Genomic DNA, 19354 nt, shown 5'->3' on the forward strand with positions numbered 1-19354 from the left:
TGAGTTATCAACATAACTAGGGACTAAATAGAATCACGTCATTTTAATTTGTAATTTTCAATACAAACAATTACATGCAAACCTATACCACCCGATTCAACACCGCTCTTAATTTCAATGGTTTCACCGGTTTGGCGATAAAGCTGAATCCATTGGATTGAATGGCGTCCAACATGTCGTCGGTCCGATCGGCACTGATGATTACCCCTTCAAAGCTGTCACCTAATCTGAGTCGGCATTGCTGCAAAACTTCTAATCCCGTTCTGCCATGATCTAAGCGATAGTCGGAGAAAATCACTTCCGGTGCCCAATCGTTTTCGAGCGCTTTTAAGCTTTGTACCAAATCTTCTGCCACTTTCACGTCGCAACCCCAACGCTCCAATAGCCCTTGCATTCCGACTAAGATGTCCGCTTCGTTATCAACACAAAGAACCTTCATTCCAACCACATCACTGGTATTGGCTGGCGCTGATATCGCTGCTTGAGGTTCAATTTGAGCACTTCGGTTTAATGCCACCGAAAAGACAGTGCCTTGCCCATGCCAAGAACGTAGAGAAATCTCGTGCCCAAGCACGCGAGCAATGCCTTTTGCTATCGCAAGCCCTAACCCCAAGCCTTGATCGCTGTGCCCTACCTCTACGCGCGTAAACTCTTCAAAAATAGCGGCTTGTTTGTCTTCAGGAATGCCAACACCATTGTCCCAAACCTCGATTCGAACTTGATTACCCACTCGGCGAGCCCCCAGCAGCACCTTGCCCTTCGGGTTATACCGAAAAGCGTTGGTGAGGAAGTTTTGCAGTACTCGGCGCAATAATTTGGGATCAGATTCCGCCAGTAGATTGGAAGGCACCATTTTGAAATTAATACCTTGCTGTTTGGCTAACGCACTGAACTCGGCATCCAAATTATCGAGTACGTCGTTTAAGGAAAACGCATGTACATTGGTTTCTAGTTTTCCCGATTCCAATCGAGAAATATCCAGCAAATCACCAATCAGTTCTTCCGCTGCACCAAGCGCACTCTCAATGTGGTGAGAGAACTTTTTCGTGTCATCATCTTTGGCGGTTTCAGAAAGAGATGAAGCAAAAAGCCGCGCCGCATTCAACGGCTGCATCAAATCATGGCTGACCGCAGCTAAGAATCGGCTCTTGGAATGCGATTCTGATTCGGCACTTTGAGTGGCGGAGACCAAGCGCTTATTCAACCGTTCTAGCTCGATGGTTCGCTCATGTACCCGTGATTCCAGATTTTCGTTGGCTTCTTTCAACGCTTTTTCGGCTTCATGGAACACGGTGATATCCGTGAAACTCATAACAAAGCCACCGCCTGGCATTGGGTTGCCTTGAACCTCTATAAAGCGACCGTCTGGCCGAATTCGAGAAGAGGTGTGCTTGGTTCCGCGTACGAGGTGCTCGACGCGTCGTTTTACATGATCTTCTGGGTCACCGGGACCACATAGCCCTTGTTGAGCATTGTGACGAATCACATCGGCAATGGGGCGACCGACCTGAATAAGCCCCGTAGGAAAATCGAACAGCTCTAAATATCGCTGATTCCACGCTACCAGCCTAAGCTGCTTATCCACCACGGTAATGCCTTGGCTAATATGTTCAATCGCGCCTTGAAGTAACCCTCGGCTAAAGTCATACAACTCAGAGGCTTCATCGACGATGGTGGCAACTTCTTCTAACTGCATATTTCTGCCTTGAAGCGCAGAAGTAAGGACTAACTTAGCGGAAGAGGCACCAAACACACCAGCGAGTACCCGCTCAGTGTGGCGAATGAGGGCTGACGAAGCTTGTTGGTTGGGTAGCATGTCGCCACCCTGCTGATTCCAGAAATTTCGAAATGCAGCACGGGCGCGGCTTCGCCCAACAAATCGAGACGCCAGCATCTCTAACTCTGCCACGGTCACTCGGCTTTGATACAAGCTGACATTTTCGCTTTCCGGCAACGGTGTTCCGACAAACGCTGCCGACTGTAAGCGCTCACTCAGGCTAGAGCGGGTAAATAGAGATACTGCGATATAGAAGAAAGTGTTCAGCAACACACTCAGAAACATACCCCAGTCCGACATAGACAGTGATAGGTTCGACAACACATCTGGGGGGGTAACGATCCACAGTAAAAAATTACTGTCGGCACTGCCAGCCAGCATCTCTGTCTGACTCATTAAGGTAATAAGCCACACGGTAAAACCAGCAAATAACCCGACATATACCCCTTTTCGATTGCCTTCTCGCCAATACATACCACCGATTAATGACGGCGCAAATTGCGCTATAGCGGCAAACGAAAGTAAACCAATCACCGACAGCGAACTGATGCTGCCTAGTACCTGGTAAAATGCCCACGCTCCTGCTAATAGCAAGAGAATTAGCCCTCGGCGGATATTCAATAACATGCCAGAAAAGTGGGTATGGGTTCGCTCGGAAAGCTTCATTCGTCTTAGAATGAGTGGCAAAACTAAATCATTTGAGACCATGATGGCTAATGCGATCGTCGACACGATAACCATACCCGACGCGGCAGACGTCCCGCCCAAGAAAGCCAGTAACGCTATGTTTTCTGCACCCATAGAAAGAGGCAAACTGATCACGTAAGAATCGGGGGATACACCTGTTAATAACCCTTGTCCTGCCCATGCAATTGGCAAGACAAACAGCCCCATCAATACTAAGTAAACCGGAAACAGCCACCGCGCGGTGTAGAGATCTTTCGCTTTTTCGTTTTCTACCACCATCGTATGAAACTGTCGTGGCAAACAAATAATGGCAGCCATGGTTAGTATGGTGTGAATCACGAGCGTTGGAACATTCGGTGATTCGTAGGTTTCGCTGGCAATCGCCATTAAGTCGAGCTCGGGCGTATGCAAAGCAACATAAGCAATAAAGCAGCCCACAGTTAGAAAAGCCACCAGCTTAACAATGGACTCAAACGCGACAGCCATCATCATGCCACGGTGGTGCTCGGTATTGTCGATGTGCCTTGTTCCAAAAAGCATGGTGAACATAGCCAACGCTAACACCACAAACCAAGAAATATTGGCGTCTTGATAGCCCAAATCATCGGTTAAATTTGGTGCTACCAGCTCTAGCCCCATGGTAATACCGCGGAGCTGAAGGGCTATGTAAGGCAAAATCCCCACCACAGCTATGATGGTAATAGTAACCGCCAAGCCTTGTGATTTTCCGTATCGAGCAGCGATAAAATCGGCAATAGACGTAATGTGTTCGCGTTTAGCGATAAGAATCAACCGTGCGAGCAAGCGCCAGCCAATGGTGAAAACGAGAATCGGAGCGACATAGATGGGAATGAAAGACCAAGGGTTACTACTCGCCTGCCCTACCGTTCCGTAGAAAGTCCATGAGGTACAGTACACCGCAATAGACAAACTGTAGATCCAAGGACGCCAGCGTGACAGCCATTTCACACGGCGATCGCCATACCAAGCAATAAAAAACAACAGACCGAGATAGGTCAATGAAACGGGGATGACAATCCAACCTTGCATCAATAACTTTCCTTGTAACGCAAAAAACCAGAGCTATATTCAATCTGCCTCAATATGGTTAATTCAGCGAGAATTACTTGGCTTTCAGACAAGGCATCGATTTGAAGATCTAGTGGTTCTAAATCGAAGATCGATAACGCAGTATGAAAGCCAAGTAAACTCGCCTACTGGAGCCTATCTTCTGTCCTATTTCATCGTCAAGAAGCTAGAAAATAGCGCTCGTTCCACCGCGTATGTGGCGACTAAAACTGAAACAGAAGATAGAGCTCTGAAACAAGCATCTTGAGGTGGCTTGAATATGTGCTCTGGTTTTCATTTAACGTTGTCTCATTTTTAATCTCAAACGGTTCGCTTTGAAATTGTGCTACCGCACTGATTTCTTCGAATCTACTCGGATAAAAATGGCAATGACACCCATCGCGGCCATCATCCAGAACACATTCGCGCCCCACTTCTCATATCCCCAACCACTGAGTGTTGTCATTAATGCTATGAATGCGCCGAGTGGAATCGCATTGTACAGTGCTTGCAAAGGCACCATTTTGTTTTGGCTCTGCTTTTGAATGAATTGAATAGCAGCAATATGTGCCATAGCAAACGTCACCCCATGGAGAAGTTGAACCATGATTAGTGCCCATATATCCGTAGTGGATGCTGTTAGCCCCCATCGTACAAATACGCCAACAGACGCCACAACAAATAACAGTCGAAGCGACCACCCCATGAACATGCGTTTACTGAACGCAAATACGGAAATTTCAGCAATTACCCCTAAACTCCACAGATAACCAATGATATCTGCAGAAATCCCCGAGGACTTCCAATGAAGCGAACTAAAGGCATAGTAAGCGGCGTGGCTACCTTGAATTAGCGAGGCTAAAACCAGAAAGCGAACCACGGACGAGTCTTTCAAAATTGCCGTCAGTTTTGGCCTTTCCTTGCTTTCTTCCGTTTCCGAAACAGGCATAACATTAGGGTTACGCATCACTAGTAGCATCGAAGCCGCAAGCCCTGCCAATGCGGTATAAATAATGGCGCTCGCTCCGTATATCGCCACTAAATAGCCCACTACTGTCGAACCCGCAACAAAAGCGATGGAACCCCAAAGCCTTGTTCTTCCATAATCCAGTAACTTAAGGCGGGAGTAATAGTTCGCCATTGCATCGGTTAATGGAACCACTGGACCACAAGAGAGGTTAAATAGAATGGTTGCCCCAGCCAGAAGCCAAAAGTCGCCCCCAACAAATAAGTGCGCAACAATGGCGAGCATCGATGCCAAAGTGAGCCAACGAAGGGCTGGGATTAGGTGTTCAACCTTGTGCAGACGTGGGGTAATCACCAAATTGGCAAAGCACCGAGAAGCCAGCCCAAGTCCGATCAGCACACCAATGTCAGACGCTGAAATATCTTGTGAAGCAAACCAAATTGCCCAAAAAGGCAGATGGACGCCATAAGAGAAAAAGAAGCCGACAAAATACTGAGCTATCCAGCCATATGGGGTACTGCGGAGCATTAAACACCTAATTGAATAAGGAACGGGGCGACATTATCCCAACTTCGCATCAAACTAAAAGAGAAAAAATTAAGAGATTTTTCTTCCCTGTTTAACGGACCATTCCTAACAAAAATCAAGCGCTTTATTATCAAACACCTACCATTTTTACCACCCAGATAGACGCCCTTAAAAATCACCGATTTGGCACTCATTTGGGTAGCTATTTCCACCGATACAACTAAGTTCTCTGCACCCATTAGACCAAAGTCGTCTGGAGCTTATCTCACTTTTTACCAACACTATTGATAATGTCATTGTGTTAGAGCTGTTCAGCTATGCCTGATAAATTCAATATGAACGCCGCTCCTTTTGATCGGCTTTCAACGCACGAACAAGAACGACTAAGAGCGTCCTTAGATGTTGCGTATTACCGCGAAAATGAAACCATACTTAAGCCGGGTCAAGCGGGGACGGCGTTACACATTCTGATAAAAGGTGGAGTAGAAGAACGCTCAGGGGACGATCAAGAAATCTTCGCACATTATGCTAACGATGATTTGTTTGATGTGCGCGCCCAGCTAGAAGGAACCGTTAAGCACAAGTACATCGCCTTAGAAGACACCTTAAGTTATTTGCTCCCAAGTGAAGTCTTTATCGAGCTATACCAAACCAACCCGAAGTTTTCTGCCTATTTCGATTCCAACCTGTCTAAACGGCAAGAACTGGTCGAAGCGGCACAAAAGCAGCAAAACCTTGGGGAGTTCATTCTAACGAAAGTCGATGACAGCATTTATCATCCCGTACTGATTCTTGATAGCGATGAGCCACTCAATGCCGTAACGAAACTCATGAAAGAGCGCTCAATCGACAGTGCGTTAGTGCGATTGGAAAAGCACGATCCGAGGCTGGTCGAATCTTCAACCCCTTACCCATTTGGTATTATTACGCGAACCAACATGCTGCATGCCGTCATGTTAGATGACCACCCTCTGGATACGCCTGTAGGCACCATTGCAACCTTTCCTGTGTATTACATCGAAGATGGCGACTTCCTGTTTAACGCCATGATCACCATGACTCGTCAACGAATGAAGCGTGTGATGGTTTGCAATGGCAGTGAGCCCATTGGCATGTTAGACATGACACAAATACTGTCTAGCTTCTCGACACACTCACACGTTTTATCTCTCAGTATTGCCCGTGCTCAATCCATTGAAGAGCTCGCCCTTGCAGCCAATAGGCAGCGACATTTGGTTGAAAGCCTAATCAATAACGGCATTCGAACTCGCTTCATCATGGAGCTTATTTCTGCAGTCAACGAACAAATCATTGAAAAAGCCTTCCACCTTATCGTTCCCTCCCCCATGCACGAGAAATGCTGCCTGATCGTATTGGGCTCAGAAGGACGAGGGGAACAGGTACTCAAAACCGACCAAGACAATGCGCTGATATTACAAGATGGTGTTGAATGGGCAGAATGCCAAGAAGTCATGGAGCGATTTACTCATACTCTGCAGCAACTCGGCTACCCTCTTTGCCCCGGCAAAGTCATGGTGAATAACCCCGATTGGGTTCATAGTCAAAGTGATTGGCAACGCACTGTGACTCGATGGATCACAAAGGGGACAGCAGAGAACGTAATGAAACTTGCCATCCTTACCGATGCCCACGCTGTGGCGGGAAACCACGGGTTACTTACCCCCGTTGCACAGCATATCTCCGACAGCATGAAGAACAACATGCTAGTGCTGCTCGACTTTACGCGCCCTGCTCTCCAATTTTCTTTGCCCCTAACTCTGTTTGGCAACGTAAAAAAAAGCAAAGATGGGCTCGATATAAAAAGAGGTGGTATTTTCCCCATTGTGCACGGTATTCGAGCGCTTTCGTTGGAATACGCTTTAAGTGAAAAGAACACCTTTGACCGCATAGAAGCACTACAGAGCAAACGAATTCTTGAGCCCGACACCGCAGACAATCTGACGGAAGCGCTCAAATTGTTCTTTAAATTACGTTTAGCACAGCAGTTATCAGAGCACCACAGCGGTAACAATATAGAACTCAAATTGCTGGACCGCTCTGAAAGAGATCTTCTCAGGCACAGCCTGCATGTAGTGAAAAAGTTCAAGCAATGGCTAGGCTATCATTATCAAATCCGTGACTAAGAGAAAAACAAAAACAAAGACAAAGACAAAGAGGTCATATGAATAGAGTGTTTCGCTGGTGGTGGCGCAGAAAATTAAAGGGAAACCCGTATCAATCACTATTTGATGCGCCCCATGAAACGGAATTTGTTTCTCTCGACTGTGAAACCACCAGCCTAGACCCTAACCGAGCCGAACTCGTCACTATTGCTGCCACAAAAATCATTGGCAACCGTATCATCACCAGCCAACCATTCCATGTTCGTTTACGTGCACCTCAATCTCTTAATGCGGATTCCGTTTGTGTGCACAAGATTCGCCATAGTGACCTTGCAGGGGGGATGAACGAAAAAGACGCACTAGAGGCGTTAATCGCATTCATTGGCAACCGTCCTGTTGTGGGTTATCACATCCGTTATGACAAAACGATTCTTGATCTAGCCTGTAAGCGCCACTTGGGCTTTCCTCTTCCAAACCCTTTGTTGGAAGTCAGCCAGATCTATCACGAAAAGCTTGAGCGCCATCTACCAAATGCTTATTTTGATCTCAGTTTGGATGCCATCTGCAAGCACTTGGGTCTGCCCCCACAAGACAACAAACACGATGCTCTGCAAGATGCCATTTCGGCTGCATTAGTTTACGTTCGGCTCACTTATGGCGACCTACCTGCTCTGACCTCTGCCTATGTGCGTTAGCTTGCTCTGCAATTAAAGCCCTGATCCACCTCTCAATTTTCTAAGTAAGCCGCTGCTTATAAAGGCAAATGCCCCCTTATCATCCTAAAGTCTAATTGTAGAAAAACTGGGGGTAGCTGAGAGTTAATACCAACCGATTTCCATATCATTTCGGAAATAATGGAACTTGCTGAATTCACAAGGAGAGAGCAATGAGTGAAGCCCACGTTTATCCGGTCAAAGAAAATATTAAAGCTAAGACCCACGCTGATAACGACACTTATCTGGCGATGTACCAACAATCTGTTAGCGACCCAGAGGGCTTTTGGGGCGAACACGGAAAAATCGTAGATTGGATCAAACCTTACACCAACGTAAAACAAACCTCCTTCGATACTGGACACGTCGATATTCGCTGGTTTGAAGATGGAACACTCAACGTTTCTGCAAACTGTATCGACCGTCACCTCGCCGAGCGCGGCAATGAAGTTGCCATCATTTGGGAAGGGGATGACCCAGCCGATGATAAAACACTGACCTTTAATGAACTCCACAAAGAAGTCTGCCGTTTCTCTAACGCCCTGAAAGAGCAAGGCGTTAAGAAAGGTGATGTCGTTTGTTTATACATGCCAATGGTGCCGGAAGCTGCCGTGGCAATGCTGGCTTGTACGCGTATTGGTGCTGTTCACACTGTCGTTTTTGGTGGTTTTTCTCCAGAAGCACTGGCAGGTCGTATTGTTGATTCCAACGCAAAAGTTGTTGTTACAGCAGACGAAGGGGTTCGTGGTGGTCGTGCGGTTCCATTGAAGAAAAATGTCGATGATGCATTGGCTAACCCTGAAGTCGACAGCATTTCAAAAGTATTGGTTCTAAAACGCACAGGTGGCGATGTCGCTTGGGATGAGCAGCGTGATGTTTGGTGGCACGAAGCAACCGCAGCTGTATCGGATGATTGCCCGCCAGAAGAAATGAACGCAGAAGACCCACTTTTCATTCTTTACACTTCCGGTTCCACTGGTAAACCAAAAGGCGTTTTACACACCACAGGTGGTTACCTCGTCTACGCAACAATGACATTTAAGTACGTGTTCGATTACCAGCAAGGCGAAACCTTCTGGTGTACCGCAGACGTAGGTTGGATCACGGGTCATACTTACCTTATTTACGGGCCACTTGCTAACGGTGCCAAAACCATCTTGTTTGAAGGTGTGCCTAACTACCCGAAAACAAACCGAATGAGCGAAGTGGTCGACAAACACAACGTCAACATTCTTTACACCGCACCAACGGCAATTCGCGCCTTAATGGCAAAAGGGAATGAAGCCGTTGAAGGCACAAACCGCAGCAGCTTGCGCATCATGGGTTCTGTTGGTGAACCGATTAACCCTGAAGCGTGGGAGTGGTACTACAAAACCATCGGTGATGAAAAATCACCTATCGTAGATACTTGGTGGCAAACAGAAACAGGTGGTATTTTGATTTCACCACTGCCTGGTGCAACCGCATTGAAACCGGGCTCAGCGACACGCCCATTCTTTGGCGTACAACCGGCGCTTGTCGATAACGTAGGTAACATCATTGAAGGTGCTGCAGACGGTAACCTTGTGATTCTCGACTCTTGGCCAGGGCAAATGCGTACTGTTTATGGCGATCACGAGCGCTTTGAACAAACCTATTTCTCTACATTTAAAGGCATGTACTTCACCAGTGACGGTGCTCGCCGTGACGAAGATGGCTATTACTGGATCACAGGTCGTGTGGATGATGTACTAAACGTTTCTGGTCACCGTATGGGCACTGCAGAAATTGAATCGGCGTTGGTTGCCTTCGATAAGATTGCAGAAGCGGCTATCGTTGGTGTTCCTCACGACATCAAAGGTCAGGCGATTTATGCCTACATCACCTTGAATGACGGTGAAATACCAAGTGCAGAACTTCACAAAGAAGTGAAGAACTGGGTACGTAAAGAGATTGGTCCTATCGCAACACCAGACGTATTGCACTGGACAGATTCTTTACCGAAAACGCGTTCGGGTAAAATCATGCGTCGAATTTTACGCAAGATCGCCACAGGCGATACCAGCAACTTGGGCGACACTTCGACACTTGCCGATCCAAGCGTGGTGAATAAGCTCATCGAAGAAAATCAGAACCTGTCATAATCTGATTCAACCTAATTTCCACCTTTATTACTTCGCCAGGTCTTTTGACCTGGTTTTTTTATCTTAAATACATGCCGAGGAAAATTTTTCTGTAAAACGTCATATTAGAAAATGCCTTTCTCTTTATACGAAAAAGTCGTGCTACATTGAGAAATTACCACTCCTACTGATTGCATAGAATAGACGCACCTTCTCAGCAACAGATAAAAGCAATGTCTAAACAATTACTTTGCACTATCACATTTGTATCCGTTTGTTTGATATGGGGTACAACATGGATGGCGATGGAAATCGCGGTTGAAACCATTCCTCCTATTACCGCGACAGGTCTGCGGTTCCTGATTTCTGCCCCTTTATTGATCGCTGTGACACTGCTGATGAAAAAAGCCTTACTTTTCCCAAAGGGCAAACGAAAATTCATGGTGGCTGTCGCTGTATTTTACTTCGCGATTCCCTTTACCTTGATGATATTGGGCGAGCAATACATCTCTTCTGGGCTGGCCTCAATCATCTTTGCCAATATGCCAATCGCGGTTTTAGCCGTTTCTATGATCAGCTTGTCATTGCGTCTTTCTGCTCACCAGTTGTTTGGATTAGGCATGGCCGTCATCGCGTTGTGTTTGATTCTATCAGGCGAACTGGAGATGGGTGACAGCAATGACAACGCAGGTATCCTAGCGCTCGTAAGCGCCGTGCTTATACATGCCGTCATGTATGTGTTAACTCAAAAGTACGCAAAGGGAATCCATGTGCTCACCTATAACGCATTGCCTTCTGGTATCGCCGCGCTATTACTGTTGGTGGTTGGACTGTTTATGGAGCAACCAGACGTGCATTACTTCACTGACGAATCGATCTATGCCGTAGTCTATCTTGGGCTTGTTGCGAGTGTCATTGGTATTGTTGCGTACTTCTCCCTCAATCAAATGACGGCACCCTTCACGGCTTCACTCTGTTTTCTCATATTCCCAGTGGTTGCGCTGCTTCTCGACGCGTGGATAAACAATAACCACCTATCAGAGCTATCGCAGCAACTGCTGCTGCCTTTACTTATGGGTATCGTCATTGCCAAAGTTCCACAACTTCCTACATGGTTGGTTTCTCGCTCAAGCAAATAAGTTTTCCGGGCTCGCCACTACTGTCTCCTTGAAGGCGGGTCCGGATTCTTTATCTTCCTCACAAATTTCCTTATCTTTGACATAAAATTGTCGAGGTTTGACCAGTATTTTGCTGCTAATTGCGCTGAATTGTCTATAATCGACAGTTAATTTGAGCAAGACGGTAATTTAGACCTCTAAATTTAACTATCAGCTCACAAAATTTGGAATGTCGAATTTTAACCTCTAGTTAAAGGAAGATAACCTCACGATGGCTACAAAATCACGCATTCTGGTTCTAAACGGTCCTAATCTTAATCTTTTGGGGCTCCGTGAACCGGCACATTATGGATCTAAAACGCTCTCTCAGATCATTGATGAACTAGAACACCAGGCGATTTCGCTTGATGTAGAGATCCAGCATCTGCAATCCAATCGTGAGTACGAACTGATTGAAGCCATTCATGCTGCCATGGGAAGTGTGGATTTCATTGTTATCAATCCAGCAGCGTTTACCCATACTAGTGTCGCTCTACGTGACGCGTTATTGGGCGTCGACATTCCGTTCATTGAAGTGCACCTATCCAACGTTCACGCACGTGAACCTTTCCGCCATCATTCTTACCTATCGGATAAAGCCGTCGGGGTAATTTGTGGCTTGGGTGCCCAAGGCTACCAATTCGCATTGGCTGCAGCGGTGAATCACCTGCAGTCAAATGGGTAATACCAGCAGTCAAATAAGTAATACATGACACAGAACACTCTCGAAACTTGAGAGTCACCTAATTTGAGAAAGAGAAAATAAGATGGATATTCGTAAAATTAAGAAGCTGATTGAGTTAGTGGAAGAATCTGGCATCGCAGAGCTTGAAATCTCTGAAGGTGAAGAGTCAGTACGAATCAGTCGTTCAGGTCCTGCTCCTATCGCGGCGCCTATTCAATACGCAGCAGCGCCTGTCGCTCCAGCGGCAGCCCCTGTAGCTGCACCGGCGACACCAGCAGCCGCGGAAGCACCGGCTGAAGCTGTACCAGCTGGACACCAAGTTCTTTCTCCAATGGTCGGTACTTTCTACCGCTCTCCAAGCCCAGAATCAAAATCATTTATCGAAATCGGTCAAAGCGTTAAAGCTGGCGAGACGCTTTGCATTGTTGAAGCAATGAAAATGATGAACCAAATCGAAGCAGACAAATCTGGCGTAGTTACAGCCATTCTAGTGGAAGACGGTCAACCTGTTGAGTTTGACCAACCACTCGTTATCATCGAATAACTGAGGCTGATTATATGCTAGATAAATTAGTCATCGCGAACCGAGGTGAGATTGCACTTCGTATCCTTCGCGCATGTAAAGAGCTGGGTATTAAAACGGTAGCTGTTCACTCAACCGCTGACCGTGACCTTAAACACGTACTATTGGCAGACGAATCCATTTGTATTGGTCCTGCTCGTGGTATCGACAGCTACCTAAACATTCCAAGAATTATTTCTGCAGCCGAAGTAACAGGTGCTATAGCCATTCACCCTGGTTACGGTTTCCTATCTGAAAATGCTGACTTTGCAGAGCAAGTTGAACGCAGCGGTTTCATTTTCGTTGGTCCTAAAGCCGAAACCATCCGCATAATGGGTGACAAAGTTTCCGCTATCACTGCAATGAAAAAAGCAGGCGTTCCATGCGTGCCTGGTTCAGACGGTCCGCTAGATGACGATGGCAGCAAAAACAAAGCCCACGCGAAACGCATTGGCTACCCTGTGATCATCAAAGCCTCTGGCGGCGGCGGCGGTCGTGGGATGCGTGTGGTTCGTAGCGAAGAGGAATTGATTGAAGCGATTGCAATGACTCGTGCGGAAGCAAAAGCAGCATTCAACAACGACATCGTTTACATGGAGAAATTCCTAGAAAACCCACGTCACGTTGAAGTTCAGATCATTGCAGACGGTCAAGGTGGTGCAATCCACCTAGGCGAACGTGATTGCTCAATGCAGCGTCGTCACCAAAAAGTAGTGGAAGAAGCACCAGCACCGGGTATCACTGCAGAAATGCGTAAATACATCGGTGAGCGTTGTACGCGCGCTTGTTTGGAAATTGGCTATCGCGGTGCGGGGACATTTGAGTTCCTATACGAAAACGGCGAATTCTACTTCATCGAAATGAACACGCGTATTCAAGTAGAGCACCCAGTTACTGAAATGGTAACAGGCGTAGACCTCATCAAAGAACAACTTCGTGTTGCTGCTGGTCAACCGCTTTCTTACACTCAAGACGACATTAAGATCAGCGGTCATGCGGTTGAATGCCGAATCAACGCCGAAGATCCAGAGCGCTTCTTGCCTTCTCCAGGTAAGGTGGAACGTTTCCATGCACCTGGCGGTATGGGCGTACGTTGGGAATCACACATCTACACAGGCTACACAGTACCCCCTCATTACGATTCAATGATTGGTAAACTGATCACCTTTGGTGAAAACCGTGATGTTGCGATTGCTCGTATGAAAAACGCATTGGGTGAAATGATCGTTGAAGGCATCAAAACCAATGTGTCTCTGCAAGAAATGATCATGAATGATGAGAACTTCCAACACGGTGGTGCAAACATTCACTACCTTGAGAAGAAACTCGGTCTTCAGTAAGCGTTTACGCCGATAAAGACAAACAACACTCCCCGCACTTGAGAAAGTGTCGGGGAGTGTTTTTTTTGTCCAAATCAGCTAGAATCCTCCACCAATTTCAATATGACAAAAAGGTGCACTCCATGCCCTGGATTCAAATCAAACTCAATGCGAGCGACAAGAACGCTGAACAAATCGGCGATATGCTGATGGAAAACACAGGCGCATTATCCGTTACCTTTTTAGATGCCAAAGATACTCCTGTTTTCGAACCGCTTCCGGGTGAAACTCGCTTATGGGGTGAAACGGACGTTGTCGCACTGTACGACGCTGAAACCGATACCAAACAAGTCTTAAATCAAATTGCAGATAGCGGTCTATTAGAAGATGGTTTTGCGCACAAAGTCGAGCAACTTGAAGACAAAGACTGGGAGCGTGAATGGATGGAAAACTTCCATCCAATGCAATTTGGCAAGCGTTTGTGGATTTGCCCAAGCTGGCGAGATATTCCTGATCCAAACGCTGTTAACGTTATGCTCGATCCAGGGTTAGCCTTCGGCACCGGTACGCACCCAACCACCTCACTCTGCCTTGAATGGCTTGAGGGAATTGATCTTGAAGGAAAAACAGTGATCGATTTTGGTTGTGGTTCTGGCATTTTGGCGATCGCTGCAATCAAACTGGGTGCAAGTAAAGTGATTGGGATTGATATCGATCCACAAGCGATTCAAGCTTCCAGAGCAAATGCAGAGCGAAATGGTGTAGCAGAACAGCTCGAATTGTTCCTGCCACAAGATCAGCCTGATAACCTTATTGCGGACGTTGTGGTTGCCAATATTCTTGCTGGACCACTGCGTGAACTCTCGGGTGTCATCAAAGGGTTGCTTAAACCTGAAGGCATGCTCGCGATGTCTGGTGTGTTAGATACACAAGCAGAAGACGTAGCAAACTACTACCGAGACGAACTGAACATCGATCCGATTGTTGAACAGTCAGAATGGTGTCGAATCTCGGGCAAGAAAAATGCCTAAAAGCAAGAGAAAGTAAGCACTTCTACTCTAATTGACTGAAATTTAGGCATTTTAAAAAACAAATTGTAAATGCTCAAAAATTAAGCTTTTCTCTTTGCGAAAAAATGCGTAAAATGCGCGCCCTTGCTGGTATAGAACTGTAATGCTGTTTTGAAGATCGGAAACTATCAACTTAAGAACAATCTTATCGTCGCTCCTATGGCAGGAGTCACCGATAGACCCTTTCGAGAGTTATGTCTCCGATACGGTGCGGGCTTGGCTGTCAGTGAAATGATGTCGTCAAACCCCAAAGTATGGAAAACAGCTAAATCCCAACAACGCATGGTACATGAAGGCGAATCGGGCATTCGCTCCGTACAGATTGCAGGGGCAGATCCCCAGCAGATGGCAGAAGCCGCTCAATATAATGTCGATAATGGTGCACAAATTATCGATATCAATATGGGTTGCCCTGCTAAGAAAGTAAACAAGAAGCTTGCCGGCTCAGCATTACTTCAGCACCCGGACATTGTCGAAAAGATACTGACCGCTGTTGTAAATGCCGTTGATGTTCCCGTGACATTGAAAACCCGTACAGGCTGGAATACAGACAATAAGAACTGTGTTCAAATTGCTAAAATGGCCGAAGACTGCGGCATACAAGCTCTTGCTCTACATGGGCGAACTCGGGCTTGTATGTACAAAGGCGAGGCGGAATATGAAAGCATCAAAGCGGCTAAACAGGCGGTTTCCATACCGGTTATTGCTAACGGTGATATCGATAGCCCGGAAAAAGCCAAATTCGTACTGGAATATACTGGTGCGGACGCTTTGATGATAGGTCGCCCTGCCCAGGGTCGTCCGTGGATTTTTCAGGAAATCCACCACTATTTGGAAAACGGCAGCACGATGGCTTCCCTTCCTGTATTGGAAGTGAAAGACATTATGCTTGGTCATGTGAATGCACTTCATGAGTTTTATGGGGAGTTTTTAGGTCCTAGAATCGCGCGTAAGCACGTTGGCTGGTACTTAAAAGAGCATGAGCAAGCAAGTGAGTTTCGCCGTACCTTCAACGCTATAGAAGCGGCTCCGCTGCAACTGGACGCACTAGAAGGTTATTTTGATAACGTTGCATCATAATTACAGAAAAGAGCTAGACCGAATATGTTCGAACAAAATCTGACTTCCGAAGCATTGACAGTAACTACAGTGACCTCACAAGACCAGATCACTCAAAAGCCATTACGTGACTCAGTAAAAGCGTCTCTTAAAAACTACCTTGCTCAACTTAATGGCCAGGAAGTCAACGACCTGTACGAACTAGTATTGGCAGAAGTAGAGCAGCCACTACTAGACACCATCATGCAATACACTCGTGGTAACCAAACACGCGCAGCAACTATGATGGGTATCAACCGCGGTACGCTTCGTAAGAAACTTAAAAAATACGGCATGAACTAATCACAGATCAGTTTTCTACCGAATTTTAAAGCCCCGCCCACTTGGACGGGGCTTTTTTTATTGGAATCAAAACATCGTATCCATTCACACAAAGACCAAATAAATTATTCTACAGCTCACAGCAGTGTTTTTCTTCATAAGCAAATACTTAACCACCTTCCTAACGTAGCCCGAATTCAATCCTTTTATGTGCCTTTGGTCGAATTTATCTATCTAGCTCTCCTTTTTATAATCAATTAAAGGCTAACTTTAAATTGGTACACGTCGTAGACGTGTAACGAGCACAATGTAGCTTAAAAAATAAGAATAACGCTTCACGAACGAATCACTAAACAAAGGATTGTCGATATGAATGGAATTAGCTTGCGCTCCGTATCCATCAAATCACGGCTGTACATTATGACGCTCACTATTGCGTTACTAATGCTAGCGCCTCTTGCTTACATAAAATACGCTTACTACGGTGACCTACTCACCGCTAAACAAGTAAAAACTCGCCATTTGGTCGAAACAGCGCACAGTGTAATTAATCATTTCTACCAACTCGAAAAAAATGGAACGCTCTCTAAAGTAGAAGCGCAGACCCAAGCTAAGTCCGCTCTAAATGGGCTGCGGTACGAGAAAAATGACTACTTCTGGGTAAACGATACCCGCCCTTACATGGTTAACCACCCAATTAAACCTCAACTTAATGGTAAGGATTTGTCTGGTGTAAAAGATCCCACCGGAAAATCACTGTTCATTGAATTTGTTAATGAGGTTAAACGAAACAACGGCGGTGGATTCGTCAATTACATGTGGCCGAAACCAGGTTCGGAAGTAGACGTAGAAAAAGTGTCTTATGTAAAGCTCCATGAACCATGGGGGTGGATTGTCGGAAGTGGGGTATACATTGATGATGTAGACGCATTGTTTTGGGAGCGTGCCCAGTCAATCATTATGATTATTATTGCCTGCTTGATTACCATGGCTCTAATTGCCACTTGGTTTGGCTACAGCATAACCAAACCTTGTGTTGAAACCGAAGAAGCACTTAATGATATCGCCGAAGGAGATGGCGACCTCACCAAAGATTTACCTTCCAATGGCAAGGATGAGCTCAGCCACATCGCAGCGGCTTTTAATCTATTTACCAACAAAATACGCTCTATCGTCACCGACATGATTCCAGTAAGTGAAGGCATTACTAGCGCCGCAACACAGCTTAACCAAGTGGCGTCAGATGCGTCAATGAAGGCCGGTGAACAACATCAATCCGTCGATACGGTCGCCTCTGCGATGAATGAACTCCACGCCAGTAATCAAGAGGTCGCTACGTCAGCCTCTTCTGCCGCAGATGCTGCACAACAAGCTGCACAATTGGGTGAGCAAGGGGTTAGTGTTATCGATAGTGCGACGAGCCATATGAGCTCACTGTCCGACCTACTGACAGAAACGGAAAAAAGTACCCTTCAACTTGCTCAGGATTCTGAAACGGTGAGTACGGTATTGGATGTTATTCGGGGTATTGCTGAGCAAACTAACTTATTGGCACTCAACGCAGCTATTGAAGCCGCTCGTGCAGGGGAACAAGGACGAGGCTTTGCGGTTGTGGCCGATGAAGTGCGTACCTTAGCAACTCGGACGCAAGCAAGTACTGATGAGATAGAACAAATTGTAGGTAACCTACAAGCTAGAGCAAAAACGGTTACCTCTGCAATGGAGAAAACACAAGTCCAATCCAATGCCACCCACGGACAAGCTAAGGAAGCACGAGAAACACTGGCCGAAATTGGGCAACAAATCAGCCATATTTTGGATCTTAACCAGCAAATAGCCGATTCAAGTGCTCAGCAAACTCTTGCTACCGAAGAGATCAGTAAAAATTTGGTCATCATTTCAGAAAACAGCGATCAGTCGGCAGCCCAAGCAACGCAAGTTGCACAGGCAAGTGAAGTATTGCTTAGTAATGGGCAAAACCTCCAAAAAATCATCCACCATTTCAAGGTTTGATTGATTCAAGCTGTGATTAGATAAACACTCTAAAGCGCCACATCGAGTGGCGTTTTTTGTTGTTTATCACACACCGGAAACCGCATTTCATTTTCATCACCTTTCGTGACCTATATCAATTTAATTTCATATCATATAAATGAGAATGATTATCGAAAACATTTAGTCACTGATGGAGAATCCCATGAAAGCCGCTGTGGTGAATGAGTTTAAAGGACCGCTGGTCATTAAAGATATTCCGCTGCCAAACGTAAAGGCACGCGATGTGTTAGTTAAGATCCACGCTTGTGGCGTATGCCACACCGATTTACACGCCTGTCATGGTGATTGGCCTGTGAAGCCTAAAATGCCATTGGTCCCCGGACATGAAGGCGTAGGTGAAGTTGTCGAAGTCGGCAGTGAGATCCACCACTTAAAAGTAGGGGATCGCGTTGGAATTCCATGGCTGTATAGTGCTTGTGGTCATTGTGATTACTGCTTAGAAGGTCAGGAAACCCTCTGCCTCGATCAGCATAATGCTGGCTACTCTGTCGATGGCGGGTATGCCGAATACTGCCTCGCGAATGGCGAATATGCGATTAAAATTCCTGAAGGTCTCAACTACGTCGATGCTGCACCTTTATTTTGTGCAGGCGTAACCACCTACAAAGCCTTGAAAGTCACCAGTGTAAAGCCTGGGCAATGGGTCGCGATTATTGGTGCAGGTGGTTTAGGTCACTTAGCGATTCAATACGCAGTAGCTATGGGTATGAATGTCATCGCGGTGGATACCGGAGATGAGAAGCTGGCATTGGCAAAAGAACTAGGCGCAACTCATTGTATCGATTTCATGAAGCAAAAGCCTTCTGAAGTCATTCAGGAGCTAGTTGGAGGGGTACATGGTGTTGTCTGCACCGCAGTATCCAAACCTGCGTTCCAAGAAGCATACAGAGCCATCCGACGTGGCGGTTCATGCGTATTGGTTGGGTTGCCCCCTGAAGACATGCCTATCCCTATTTTTGATACCGTATTGAATGGTGTGAAGGTGATTGGTTCTATTGTAGGTACGCGAAAAGATCTGCAAGAATGTCTGCAATTTGCCGCTGATGGTAAAGTGAAAGCCATCACGGAAGTAAAGCAGCTTGAAGACATCAATGACATCTTTGCCGATATGGAAAAAGGTGAAATTACGGGTCGAATCGTGATGGAATTTTCGTAACCTTC

At 46.2% G+C, this 19354-nt stretch carries 14 protein-coding genes; 12 read left to right on the plus strand and 2 right to left on the minus strand.

What is annotated here, in order from left to right; translation table 11 throughout:
* Positions 1-82 precede the first annotated feature (82 nt).
* Together Q8W40_RS24965 and Q8W40_RS24970 are read right to left on the minus strand one after the other, a co-directional pair.
* Positions 83-3514: a hybrid sensor histidine kinase/response regulator gene (locus tag Q8W40_RS24965; protein WP_305401123.1), complete on the minus strand. Its 3432-nt coding sequence runs from the start codon at positions 3512-3514 to the stop codon at positions 83-85.
* A 364-nt stretch (positions 3515-3878) separates the two neighbouring features.
* Complete coding sequence (locus Q8W40_RS24970) at positions 3879-5027, minus strand: 3-phenylpropionate MFS transporter (RefSeq protein ID WP_305401125.1); 1149 nt, start codon at positions 5025-5027, stop codon at positions 3879-3881.
* Between the two features lie 317 nt (positions 5028-5344).
* Here Q8W40_RS24970 and Q8W40_RS24975 point away from each other — a divergent pair, with 317 nt between their 5' ends.
* The 12 genes from Q8W40_RS24975 to adhP all read left to right on the plus strand — a co-directional run bounded on the left by Q8W40_RS24975 (position 5345) and on the right by adhP (position 19349).
* Positions 5345-7171 (plus strand): DUF294 nucleotidyltransferase-like domain-containing protein, encoded by a 1827-nt coding sequence (locus Q8W40_RS24975; protein ID WP_305401127.1) that lies wholly within the window; start codon positions 5345-5347, stop codon positions 7169-7171.
* Positions 7172-7209: 38 nt separating this feature from the next.
* The gene (locus tag Q8W40_RS24980; RefSeq protein WP_126609123.1) at positions 7210-7845 is read left to right on the plus strand and encodes a 3'-5' exonuclease; all 636 of its coding nucleotides are present in this window, start codon (positions 7210-7212) and stop codon (positions 7843-7845) included.
* A gap of 191 nt (positions 7846-8036) precedes the next feature.
* Positions 8037-9986 carry an acetate--CoA ligase gene (gene acs / locus Q8W40_RS24985; protein WP_101114217.1) on the plus strand — a complete coding sequence of 650 codons (1950 nt, stop codon included), beginning with the start codon at positions 8037-8039 and terminating at the stop codon, positions 9984-9986.
* Positions 9987-10198: 212 nt separating this feature from the next.
* The gene (locus Q8W40_RS24990) at positions 10199-11104 is read left to right on the plus strand and encodes a DMT family transporter (RefSeq protein ID WP_305401130.1); all 906 of its coding nucleotides are present in this window, start codon (positions 10199-10201) and stop codon (positions 11102-11104) included.
* A 250-nt stretch (positions 11105-11354) separates the two neighbouring features.
* The gene (gene aroQ / locus Q8W40_RS24995; protein WP_305401132.1) at positions 11355-11807 is read left to right on the plus strand and encodes a type II 3-dehydroquinate dehydratase; all 453 of its coding nucleotides are present in this window, start codon (positions 11355-11357) and stop codon (positions 11805-11807) included.
* An 82-nt stretch (positions 11808-11889) separates the two neighbouring features.
* Positions 11890-12351, plus strand: a complete 462-nt coding sequence (gene accB, locus Q8W40_RS25000; RefSeq protein ID WP_305401133.1) for an acetyl-CoA carboxylase biotin carboxyl carrier protein — start codon at positions 11890-11892, stop codon at positions 12349-12351.
* A 14-nt stretch (positions 12352-12365) separates the two neighbouring features.
* Positions 12366-13709, plus strand: coding sequence for an acetyl-CoA carboxylase biotin carboxylase subunit (accC, locus tag Q8W40_RS25005; RefSeq protein WP_101114224.1), 1344 nt, complete (start codon positions 12366-12368; stop codon positions 13707-13709).
* A gap of 122 nt (positions 13710-13831) precedes the next feature.
* Positions 13832-14719 carry a 50S ribosomal protein L11 methyltransferase gene (prmA, locus tag Q8W40_RS25010; RefSeq protein ID WP_305401135.1) on the plus strand — a complete coding sequence of 296 codons (888 nt, stop codon included), beginning with the start codon at positions 13832-13834 and terminating at the stop codon, positions 14717-14719.
* Between the two features lie 150 nt (positions 14720-14869).
* Positions 14870-15838 carry a tRNA dihydrouridine synthase DusB gene (gene dusB / locus Q8W40_RS25015; protein ID WP_305401137.1) on the plus strand — a complete coding sequence of 323 codons (969 nt, stop codon included), beginning with the start codon at positions 14870-14872 and terminating at the stop codon, positions 15836-15838.
* Positions 15839-15862: 24 nt separating this feature from the next.
* Entirely contained in the window at positions 15863-16159 is a 297-nt protein-coding gene (gene fis, locus Q8W40_RS25020; protein WP_002542007.1) for a DNA-binding transcriptional regulator Fis, read from the plus strand.
* Positions 16160-16507: 348 nt separating this feature from the next.
* Positions 16508-18151 carry a methyl-accepting chemotaxis protein gene (locus Q8W40_RS25025; RefSeq protein WP_305401154.1) on the plus strand — a complete coding sequence of 548 codons (1644 nt, stop codon included), beginning with the start codon at positions 16508-16510 and terminating at the stop codon, positions 18149-18151.
* Positions 18152-18335: 184 nt separating this feature from the next.
* Positions 18336-19349, plus strand: coding sequence for an alcohol dehydrogenase AdhP (adhP, locus tag Q8W40_RS25030; RefSeq protein ID WP_305401155.1), 1014 nt, complete (start codon positions 18336-18338; stop codon positions 19347-19349).
* Positions 19350-19354 lie beyond the last annotated feature (5 nt).

Source organism: Vibrio penaeicida (assembly GCF_030689305.1).
Taxonomy (GTDB): domain Bacteria; phylum Pseudomonadota; class Gammaproteobacteria; order Enterobacterales; family Vibrionaceae; genus Vibrio; species Vibrio penaeicida_B.